8 protein-coding genes are annotated in these 10867 nt (G+C 70.9%); 7 read left to right on the top strand and 1 reads right to left on the bottom strand.

Annotated elements, in window-relative coordinates:
* Positions 1 to 142: 142 nt before the first annotated feature.
* The 6 genes from ftsZ to ABZX22_RS18675 all read left to right on the top strand — a co-directional run bounded on the left by ftsZ (position 143) and on the right by ABZX22_RS18675 (position 6479).
* Positions 143 to 1594: a cell division protein FtsZ gene (ftsZ, locus tag ABZX22_RS18650; protein ID WP_354910347.1), complete on the top strand. Its 1452-nt coding sequence runs from the start codon at positions 143 to 145 to the stop codon at positions 1592 to 1594.
* Between the two features lie 159 nt (positions 1595 to 1753).
* A complete protein-coding gene (locus ABZX22_RS18655; RefSeq protein ID WP_354910349.1) occupies positions 1754 to 2455 on the top strand; it encodes a YggS family pyridoxal phosphate-dependent enzyme in 702 nt (233 codons plus the stop codon).
* 157 nt (positions 2456 to 2612) lie between these two features.
* Positions 2613 to 3116, top strand: coding sequence for a cell division protein SepF (gene sepF / locus ABZX22_RS18660; RefSeq protein ID WP_354910350.1), 504 nt, complete (start codon positions 2613 to 2615; stop codon positions 3114 to 3116).
* An 80-nt stretch (positions 3117 to 3196) separates the two neighbouring features.
* Entirely contained in the window at positions 3197 to 3481 is a 285-nt protein-coding gene (locus ABZX22_RS18665; protein WP_183659086.1) for a YggT family protein, read from the top strand.
* A gap of 55 nt (positions 3482 to 3536) precedes the next feature.
* Positions 3537 to 4409, top strand: coding sequence for a DivIVA domain-containing protein (locus ABZX22_RS18670; protein ID WP_354910351.1), 873 nt, complete (start codon positions 3537 to 3539; stop codon positions 4407 to 4409).
* 57 nt (positions 4410 to 4466) lie between these two features.
* Positions 4467 to 6479, top strand: coding sequence for a hypothetical protein (locus tag ABZX22_RS18675; RefSeq protein WP_354910353.1), 2013 nt, complete (start codon positions 4467 to 4469; stop codon positions 6477 to 6479).
* Between the two features lie 420 nt (positions 6480 to 6899).
* Here ABZX22_RS18675 and ileS read toward each other — a convergent pair whose 3' ends face one another.
* Positions 6900 to 10046 (bottom strand): isoleucine--tRNA ligase, encoded by a 3147-nt coding sequence (ileS, locus tag ABZX22_RS18680; protein ID WP_354910356.1) that lies wholly within the window; start codon positions 10044 to 10046, stop codon positions 6900 to 6902.
* A gap of 417 nt (positions 10047 to 10463) precedes the next feature.
* Between ileS and ABZX22_RS18685 the strand changes: the two genes are divergently transcribed.
* On the top strand, positions 10464 to 10865 hold the full coding sequence (locus ABZX22_RS18685; protein ID WP_354910533.1) for a TraR/DksA C4-type zinc finger protein: 402 nt from the start codon (positions 10464 to 10466) through the stop codon (positions 10863 to 10865).
* Positions 10866 to 10867: the final 2 nt, after the last annotated feature.

Below are 10867 nucleotides of genomic sequence, written 5' to 3' on the forward strand. Positions count from 1 at the left end.
CGCGGTTAGTTGACCCGCCCGGTAGGCGACTCCTACTGTCCGTATCAATCCTCAGGTTGACATAAATCTGAATCTCAACTTGAGGTTGAGAGTTTTTCGAACAGCTGAAATGGCAAGTCAACGAGCGGAAAGGCCCCTCGTCGTGGCAGCACCGCAGAACTACCTCGCGGTCATCAAGGTCGTCGGCATCGGCGGCGGCGGAGTCAACGCCGTCAACCGGATGATCGAGGAGGGACTCAAGGGCGTCGAGTTCATCGCGATAAACACCGACGCCCAGGCGCTGCTGATGAGTGACGCCGACGTCAAACTCGACGTGGGCAGGGAGCTCACGCGCGGCCTCGGGGCCGGCGCCAACCCGGATGTGGGCCGCAAGGCGGCCGAGGACCACCGTGAGGAGATCGAGGAGGTCCTCAAGGGGGCCGACATGGTCTTCGTCACGGCCGGCGAGGGCGGCGGCACGGGCACCGGCGGCGCCCCCGTCGTCGCCAACATCGCGCGCTCCCTCGGCGCGCTGACCATCGGTGTGGTCACCAGGCCCTTCAGCTTCGAGGGCCGCCGCCGCGCCATGCAGGCCGAGGCGGGCATCGAGACCCTGCGCGACGAGGTCGACACCCTCATCGTGATCCCCAACGACAGGCTGCTGTCGATCTCCGACCGGCAGGTCAGCGTGCTGGACGCCTTCAAGGCGGCCGACCAGGTGCTGCTGTCGGGTGTCCAGGGCATCACCGACCTGATCACCACTCCCGGTCTGATCAACCTCGACTTCGCCGACGTGAAGTCGGTCATGTCCGGAGCGGGCTCGGCGCTGATGGGCATCGGCCACGCGCGCGGCGACGACCGCTCGGTGGCCGCCGCCGAGATGGCCGTCTCCAGCCCGCTGCTGGAGGCCTCCATCGACGGCGCCCACGGCGTGCTGCTGTCGATCGCGGGCGGGTCCGACCTGGGCCTGTTCGAGATCAACGAGGCGGCCCAGCTGGTCTCGAACGCCGCCGCGCCCGACGCCAACATCATCTTCGGCACGGTCATCGACGACGCGCTCGGCGACGAGGTGCGCGTCACCGTCATCGCCGCGGGCTTCGACGAGCTGGCCCCGGCCGACAAGCCCATGCTGCAGCAGACCCGCCAGCAGCCCAGGCCCGCGGCCGGCACGTCCCAGGCCGCGCCCGCCGTCTCGGCCCCCGTACGGCCCGCGCCCGCCCCGGCGCCGAGCGTGAAGGCCGAGCCCCCGCGCGTCGAGCCCCGCGTCGAGGTCAGGCCCGAGCCCCCGCGGCCCGAGCTGCGCGCCGAGCCGCGCTCCGACCTGCGGCCCGAGCTGCGTGCGGAGCCCCGTCTCGAGCCGCGTGCCGAGATCCGTCCCGAGCCGAGGCCGGAGCCGCGCCCCGAGCCGGTGCGCGCGGTGGAGACGCCGCCGCCCCCGGCGGTCGCCGCGCCGGAGGAGGAGCCGCCTCCGCCGGTGTCGATCCCGCGCCCCGCGCCCGAGGTGACCAACCCGCCGACCCCGATCTCCTCCCGCATGTCGGAGCCGCCCAGGCGGCCCAGGGTGGTCTTCGAGGAGCAAGAGGAAGAGCTGGACGTACCCGACTTCCTGAAGTGAGATTCCTCACCCGGTGAGGCCGGGGGAGGGGATCACACCCCCGCTGCGAGGCTCATGGGCCGTCGCGGTGGGGGTTCGGTGCGTTCGGAGCCGGCGACGACTCGCCGGCCCTGACCCCGGTTCGCGGGAACGGTAGGAACGGTGCACGATGGATGCCTTGTGGACGTAACACGCACATCGCAGATAGCGGCGGGCCTGGCGGAGGTCGAGGCGCGCATCGCCGAGGCCTGCGCGGCCGCCGGTCGCGCCCGTGACGAGGTCACGCTCATCGCGGTCACCAAGACCTATCCCGCCGCCGACGTCAGGATCCTGGCCGGGCTCGGCGTGCGGGAGATCGGGGAGAACCGCGACCAGGAGGCCTCCCTCAAGGCCCGCGAGTGCGCCGACCTGCCGTTGACCTGGCACTTCGTCGGCCAGCTGCAGACCAACAAGGTGCGCTCGGTGGCCGGGTACGCCGACGTGGTCCACTCCGTCGACCGCTCGCGGCTGGTCGCCGCGCTCGGGCACGAGGCCGTCAGGGCGGGCAGGCGGATCGGCTGCCTGGTGCAGGTCGCCCTTGACGACGATCCTGACCGGGGCGGAGTCCGCCCCGTCGACGTGCCGGCACTGGCCGACGAGATCGCGGCCACCGAGGGACTCAGGCTCGGCGGCGTCATGGCCGTCGCCCCGCTGGGGGAGGAACCGGGCAAGTCGTTCGCCCGGCTGCGGGAACTGGCACTGGCCGTACAGGCCGGGCATCCTGGTGCGACCATAATCTCGGCGGGGATGAGCGGCGATCTGGCGCAGGCCATCGCGCACGGCGCGACACACGTGCGCGTCGGTACGGCGTTGCTCGGTCGTCGCAAGCCCTTCGTCAGGTAATGTCCCCTCCAGCGGATCGTGAGGTCCGCGGCAGAAGTAGAGGTCGATCAGCGGTGAGCTCCAAGGGGGTACGGCTACCGCCTCGGCCCGGCCGCCGACACGCACCCCGGCGGAAGGCCCGAGCGAGTGCGACCATGAGCAGGAGGACGACGTAGCGATGGCCGGCGCGATGCGCAAGATGGCGGTCTACCTCGGTCTCGTGGAGGACGACCGCTACGAGAGGTACGAGACCTACCCCGACGACGAGTACGAGTACGAGGAGGAGTCGCGTCGGACCGAGCAGGACCGTCCGGCGGCCTCCCACGACCGTGACGACGACTCCGACCCCGGTGTGCCCGCGCCCCGGCCGGCCACGACAGTCCTGGAGCGCCGCACGACCGATCTGGCGCGCATCACCACGCTCCACCCGCGCACCTACAACGAGGCGCGCACCATCGGCGAGCACTTCCGCGACGGCACTCCCGTCATCATGAACCTGACCGAGATGGTTGACTCCGACGCCAAGCGGCTTGTCGATTTCGCGGCAGGTCTGGTCTTTGGCCTACACGGGAGCATCGAACGTGTTACCAACAAGGTGTTCCTGTTGTCCCCAGCCAATGTCGAGGTGACCGCCGAGGACAAGGCCCGAATCGCGGAACGCGGATTCTTCAACCAGAGTTAGAGTCTGTGTATGTCTATCGACCCGACCCTGGTCTCACCGAGGCCGGGAGGGGCACCTAGAAGTGGAGGCGCGGCCGGACCGTGGGGATCGTAGGCGAGATCTTGGTCGTTGTCCTGTCTCTGTATCTGGTGTTGCTCATCGGCAGAATGATCTTTGAGACGGTGCAGGCGTTCGCCCGGCAGTGGCGTCCATCGGGATTCGTCCTGGTGCTCGCCGAGGCCACATACACCGCAACCGACCCACCTCTCAAGTTTCTCCGCCGTTTCATTCCTCCCCTCCGGTTGGGTACGGTGGCCTTTGACCTAAGCTTCACAGTGCTTTTCATTGTGGTCTTGGTCATGATCCAACTCGTGTCCGCGCTGTAGTGATCGGGTACCGTCCCTCCGGACAGACTCCAAGCGCGCCAAGGAGACCAAAAAGATGCCGCTGACGCCCGCTGATGTGCGGAACAAGCAATTCAGTACCACCCGGCTGCGGCCGGGCTACGACGAGGAAGAGGTGGATGCCTTCCTCGACGAGGTCGAGGCTGAGCTTGACCGCCTGATCCAAGAGAACGAGGAGCTCCGCGCCAAGCTGGCCGAGTGCCTGCGTGGCAAGGTGCCCGGCGGCATGAACATGCCGATGGCCTCCGCCCCCGTGCAGGAGCAGCCCAAGCCGGAGATGATGGCGCCCCCGCAGCCGGAGCCCATGCAGGCTCCGCCGCCGCCGCAGCCGGTTCCCGTGGCCATGAGCATGCCTCCCGCCGAGGACAACATGGACACCGCGGCCCGCGTGCTCGCCCTCGCGCAGCAGACCGCCGACCAGGCGATCGCCGACGCGCGCCGCGAGGCCGACGAGACCGTCACCCGCGCCCGCCGCGAGGCCGACGACATCCTCACCAAGGCCCGCCGCCAGGCCGAGCAGGTCATCGGCGACGCCCGCGCCCGCGCCGAGACGCTCGAGCGCGACGCCCAGGAGCGGCACCGCCAGGCGATGGGCTCCCTCGTGCAGACCCGTGACGAGCTCGAGCGCAAGGTCGAGGAGCTGCGCAGCTTCGAGCGCGAGTACCGCAGCAGGCTCAAGCTCTACCTCGAGAACCAGCTCGCCGAGCTGACCGTCTCCGCGGAGGGCGGCAGCGGCGGCTTCCCCGTCATCCCCAGCGGCCCGATGGGTGGCGCCCCCGCCATGACCCACGCGGTCCCGCAGGGCGGACAGCAGCCCCTGCCCGGCGCGCCCAGCCCGTTCGGCGGCGACCAGTCGCAGCACCAGGGTGCCTTCCAGGGCGCCGACGGACCGCACAACGACCGTCGCTAACGCCGGTAAGGTAACGGGTCAGGTTCGCTTCTGGTCCGTCACTCGAAAGAGCCCCCTGTGATCCTCATCAGCGCTGGTCTGGTGCTCGCTGCGGTCGTGTTGCTGATCGCGGGCTTCATCATGGCTGAACCGTTCCTGATCATGTGGTCGATCGTGGTCAGCGTGCTGTCCGCGCTCTTCCTCGTGATCGGGGCGTTCCTGCGGCGTCACGAGCTCTTCCCCGGCGGCGGTGGTGCCGGGGCGAAGACTCCGCAGGCGAACGCCCCGATGGTCACCCCCACGGCGATCACGCCCGCGGGGGCGGCCACGGCGCCCACGATGCCGCACCAGCAGCCCCCCAGGCCGCTCGCCCCCGCATCGCCCGTCCCCTCGGGGATGGGGCCGCGGCCGGCGACCGCCCCCGGGGCGCCGCCCCGGCCCGCGGCGGGAGCGCCGAGAGGGATCTCGCCCGACGCGATCGTGCTGGTGATTCCCGGTCGCAAGCGCTACCACGTGGCAGGTTGCCGCCAGCTGGCCGGGCGGGAGTACGAAGAACTCACCTTCGAGGAGGCACGCGAGGAGGGCTTCACGCCCTGCACGACGTGCCTGCCCGACGCCGCGCTCGGAGGGCGGCAGGTACCACCTGCCGCCGAGCCGCGGCAGGGCCAGCCCGCCGGTCGCGCCCCCTACACGGCCGCCCAGGGTCCCAGGGACACCGCGCCCGCAGGCCGTCCCGCCTCCTCCGCTCCGCCCGCCGGAGCCGCTTCACCTGCCGGAGCCGTCTCACCTGCCGGCGCCGCCTCACCCGTCGAAGCCGCCTCGCCGACCGAGGCCGCTCCGGCCCGCGAGCGTGAGAGCGCGGCGCAGACCGGCTCTCGCCCCCCAGCGGGCGGGCCCGGCGCACCGGCATCCACCGACGACAAGGACAGCCCCCAGGGCCGTCCGGCCGGTGCCAAGCCCACGAGCACCCCTTCCGCCGGCGCGCCGGAGACCGCTGCGAGCACGCAGGCGACGCCCACCGCCAAATCCGCGACCTCGGACGACACGTCCGCGACCTCGGACGACACGTCGACGGCTTCGCACGGCACGTCCGCGACCTCCGGTGGCACGTCCGCGACCTCCGGTGGCACTTCTGCGGCGTCGGACGGTGCGTCTGCGGCATCGGGCGGCAAGGCGGAGGCGGCGAGCGCCGAGCCCGCCGCGTCTGTCGGCAAGCCTGCGACGCCCGGCGGCAGGCCCGCGACGTCGGCCGGCAAGCCCGGAACGTCCGGTGGCGCGGAGGTCGCCCCTGGCGGCGATGAGGAGCCGTCCCCGGGCAAGGCGAAGACGCCCACCGAGAAGGTCGGGACGTCCGCCGGCAAGGTCGTGACGTCCGCCGACAAGGTCGGGAGCGCCGCCGAGAAGGCCGGGCCGGCCGACGGCAAGGCGGCCGGTGCCGCCGCCCGTCCGCAGCCGTCGGGGAAGTCCGCCCAGAGTGCTCCAGCCGAGGCTGAGGACGACGAGCGCGACACGGCGCCGGGTGGCCTTCCTCTGCTGCCACCGGCCATGCCGGGCAGGCTCGTAGCGGGCGTTCCAGGCTCCGCCCAGCGCAAGCCCGCCGTCCAGGAGGAGCAGGCGGCCGACGAGGACACCGCCACCCAGCAGACCCAGCGGCTGCGTCCGCCCGCCGGTGCCGCCTCCTCCGGTCCTGAGCCGGAGTCTGAGCCGGAGGCCGAGCGCCCCGGCGGCAAGTCCGCGGCCTCCCGCGGAGGGTGGTTCGACCGCCCCGAGTCCATGGCCAAGGAGCCGGTGGAGCCGGAGGTGACCGCACCCGGGCGCGCCGGGCCTCCGGTCGCCTCCGGTCCCACCCCACCCGCCCCCGGTACGGCAGGCGGCGCCGAGAAGGGTGAGAGCGCGAACGACACCGTCAGGCTCGACCGTCCCGGCATCGTCAAGGTGATCGGCGGCACCAAGCGCTTCCACAACTCCTCCTGCCCGCTGGTGCGGGCCGCCGAGGCGGGTGGCGTGCTGTCGATGCCGCGCGCCGAGGCCGAGGCGAAGGGCCTCACCCCGTGCTCGGTGTGCATGCACGAGCACCAGACCGTCGGCTGATCCCGGCCTGAGACGCCTTCGCGCCGCCGCCCGCGGGACCTTCCCCGGGCGGCTGCGCCGTTTCCGGGACAGGACGAGCCAGGCTCGCCCCGATACCGGCCACCGGGGAGTGGGCTACCAGTTGCCATATGCCAGATGCCGGGCAGAGCCGGACGCCGGATGTCGGGTGCCCAGTGCCTGAAGCTGGATGCCTGACGGCCGGTGCCTGAAGCTGGATGCCGGACGGCCGGTGCCTGACGCCAGATACCTGGCGCCCAGTGCCCAACGCCCGGTGCCTGACGCCGGATGTCGGATGTCGGATGTCGGGTGGGGGCGGGTTTCGTGGCCGGGTGGACCCCGGAGTCGGGGTTCGCGGCCGGGTGGGTCACGGGAATGCGAAGAGCGCGGCCCCCGGGAGAGGGGCCGCGCTCTTCCTACTCGTCAGGCGCGCCGCAGCTGGAAGGTCAGCCCCAGGTCGGCGTCGGACAGGACGGGCAGGCCCTCGGTCTGCCCCTCGGCGAGGCTGGTGGCGAGGACCTCCTCGGCGACCTGCGAGCCGTCCGCGCGCAGCGCCTCGGCCAGCTCGGGCGACGAGGCCGACCACCACAGCTCGATCCGGTCGGTGATGGACAGCCCCGTGGACTTGCGGGCGTCCTGCACCAGGCGGATCACCTCGCGGATCAGCCCGGCCCTGCGCAGTTCGTCGGTGATGGCCAGGTCGAGCGCGACCGTCTCGCCGGTGCCGGTGTCGACCGCGCCGGTCTCCACGGCCCATCCCGACTTGGGCTGCTCGGTGACGATCACCTCGTCCGCCGTGAGCGACACCGCGCCCAGCTCGCCCGCCTCGACCGAGACGGCCGACCCGGAGCGGAGCGAGGCCGCCAGCGTGGCGGGGTCGGCGGCCGAGACGGCCGCGGCGACCAGCTTGGTCTGCGAGCCGAACCGCTTGCCGAGCGCCCTGAAGTTGGGCTTGACGGTGAAGGACACCAGGTCCGAGCTGAAGCCGGACAGGTCTTCCAGCGCCTGCACGTTCAGCTCGTCGGCGATCAGGTCGCGCAGCTCGGCGGTGAGCCCCGCCCAGCCCGGCGCGCCCACGAGGGCCCTGCCGAGCGGCTGCCGCGTCTTGACGCCCGAGGTGGCGCGGGCCGAGCGGCCCAGCTCGACCAGCCGGCGCACCAGCGCCATCTGGGCCGACAGCTCGGGGTCGAGCAGGTCGTCCTTCACCTGCGGCCAGCCGGCCAGGTGGACCGACGACGGCGCGTCGACGCCGCGCAGCACGTCCCACAGATAGTCGGTGATGAACGGGGTGATCGGCGCCATGAGCCTGGTGACGGTCTCCAGGCACTCGTACAGCGTGGCGAACGCCTCGCGCGAGCCCTGCCAGAAGCGGCGGCGCGAGCGCCTGACGTACCAGTTGGACAGGTCGTCGAGGAAGTCGGCGAGCCTGCGGCCGGCCCGTACGGTGTCGAAGGAGTCGAGCGCGGCCGACACCTCGGCGACCGTCCGGTGCAGCTCGGCCAGCGCCCACCTGTCGATGAGCGGGCGCTCGGCGACGGGCGGCGCCTCGGCGGCCAGCGCGGGCGACCACGACTCGGCGTTGGCGTACAGGGTGAAGAAGGAGGCGGTGTTCCAGTAGGTCAGCAGGACCTTCCTGACGATCTCCTCCAGCGCGTGGTGGCCGACGCGGCGCGCCGCCCACGGCGAGCCGGAGGCGGCCATGAACCAGCGCAGGGCGTCGGCGCCGTGCTGGTCCATCAGCGGGATGGGCTCCAGCACGTTGCCCAGGTGCTTGCTCATCTTGCGGCCGTCCTCGGCCAGGATGAGGCCGAGGCAGAGCACGTTCTCGTAGGAGGACTGGTCGAAGACCAGCGTGCCGACCGCCATCAGCGAGTAGAACCAGCCGCGGGTCTGGTCGGTCGCCTCGCAGATGAACTGGGCCGGGTAGACGCCCTCCGGCTTGCCCTTGGCGCCCCACTGGGCGAACGGCATCGAGCCCGAGTCGTACCAGGCGTCGATCACGTCGGGCACCCTGCGCGCCTCGGCGCCGCAGGTGGGGCAGGCGAAGGTGATGTCGTCGACGAAGGGGCGGTGCGGGTCGAGGGCCGACAGCTCCTGTCCCGCGTACGAGCCCAACTCCTCGAGGGAGCCGACGCAGGTGACGTGCGATTCGTCGGCCGAGCACACCCACAGGGGGAGCGGCGTGCCCCAGTAGCGGGAGCGCGACAGCGACCAGTCGACGTTGTTGCGCAGCCACTCGCCGAAGCGGCCCCACTTGATGGTCTCGGGGAACCAGTTGGTCTTCTCGTTCTCCTCGAGCATCCGGTCCTTGACCGCGGTGGTGCGGATGTACCAGGCGGGCAGGGCGTAGTAGAGCAGCGCGGTGTGGCAGCGCCAGCAGTGCGGGTAGCTGTGCTCGAAGTGGCCGCCGCGGAACAGCAGGCCGCGGGCGCGCAGGTCGGCGGTGAGCTCCTCGTCGGCGTCCTTGAAGAACCGGCCGCCCACCATGGGGACGTCGGGCAGGAAGCGGCCGTCGGGGCCGATCGGGTTGACGATCGGCATGCCGTACGTCTTGCAGACCGTCATGTCGTCGGCGCCGAAGGCGGGCGCCTGGTGGACCAGGCCGGTGCCGTCCTCGACGGTCACGTAGTCGCCGAGCACGACGTAGTGCGCGCCGGGGATGTCGACCAGGTCGAACGGCCGGGAGTAGGACGTGCGCTCCAGCTCGCGCCCGCTGAAGCGGGCGACCTCGGTGTAGCCCTCGCCGAGCACCTGCGCCAGCAGCGGCTCGGCGACGACCAGCACCTCGCCGTCGGCGGTGCGGGCGGCGACGTAGGTCACCTCGGGGTGGACGGCCACCGCCGTGTTGGACACCAGCGTCCACGGCGTGGTGGTCCAGATCAGCAGGGAGGCGTTCAGCTCGGCCAGCGGGCCGGAGGTGACGGGCATCCTGACGTAGACCGACGGGGAGGAGATCGTCTCGTAGCCGCCGGGCTGGCCCAGCTCGTGGTCGGACAGGCCGGTGCCGCAGCGCGGGCAGTACGGCGTGATGCGGAAGTCGCGGAACAGCAGGCCCTTGTCGAAGATGACCTTGAGCGACCACCAGACGGACTCGACGTAGTCGGGGTCCATCGTGCGGTAGGCCGTGGACAGGTCGATCCAGTAGCCCATCCGCTCGGTCAGCTCTTCGAAGGCGTCGACGTGGCGCAGCACCGACTCGCGGCACTTGGCGTTGAACTCGGCGATGCCGTACGCCTCGATGTCCTTCTTGCCCGTGAGGCCGAGTTCCTTCTCGATGCCCACCTCGACGGGCAGGCCGTGGCAGTCCCATCCGGCCTTGCGGGGCACGCTGAAGCCACGCATGGTCTTGTACCGGGGGAAGAGGTCCTTGAAGACGCGCGCCTCGACGTGGTGGACGCCCGGCAGGCCGTTGGCGGTGGGCGGACCCTCGTAGAAGACCCAGGTGGGGGCGCCTTCGTTCTGCTCGACGGAGCGCTCGAAGATCTTCCCGTCCCGCCACCGGTCGAGGACCTCACGCTCGAGCGCGGGCAGGTCGACCTGCGCGGGTAGAGAGCGGAAATAGTGGGACATCTCGGGCGGGACCTCCACGTGTCAGGCTCGGTGACGGTGTGAAGGGACGAAGCCGTACGGCTCCGCGGTACCACCCCTCTTGACCCCCGCAGGGACCCACTTCATTTGGTCTGCTGCCGGTTCTAGTGAGCTCTGGCGAGCCGTTCTTCCGGCGGCTCGGGAGTGATGCCCCTGTGATGTGGACCACAGGGCTCCGTCAACGCCTCGCAGGCTAAAACCATAACGCAGAGTGGAGGCTGCCTGCTTCCCGTTTGTGCAGCGCAGCAAATGGCGACAAAGAACCGGGAATGGATGCTTATGGTGAGGAGTTGATTGGTCGAGGCGGGATAGTACGGGAGGGGTAATCCGTACGGCGGGTCGTTTGCCGGGTCGTTATCGACGGCCTATGCTGCCCGCACCGTTTGAGCCTTGATCAGCATGGAGGCAGCCATGGCGGCAGTCACGCAGACCGCGACCCCTGCGATGTGGTCGGCAGAGGAGCTGGCCGAGGTGCGCGAGTCGCTCGCGCAGGAGATCGCCGATCTCGAGGCGGACATCCTGCGGCACGAGTCCGAGATCGCCTCTGGAGATGTGACGCAGGGCGCCGGTGACGACCAGGCCGACGCCGGGGCCAAGACCTATGAGCGCGAACGCGAGATCGCCCTTACCCTGAACACACGCGACCTGGTCGCGCAGAACGAACGTGCGATCGCCAGGATCGACGCCGGAACCTATGGAGTGTGCGAATCGTGCCACAAGCCGATCGGCAAGGAACGCCTGCAGGCGTTCCCGAGGGCGACGCTGTGCGTGTCGTGCAAGCAGCGGGAGGAGCGCCGCTGAAG

Origin of the sequence: Nonomuraea sp. NPDC003804 (assembly GCF_040610675.1) — a bacterium.
Lineage (GTDB): Bacteria > Actinomycetota > Actinomycetes > Streptosporangiales > Streptosporangiaceae > Nonomuraea.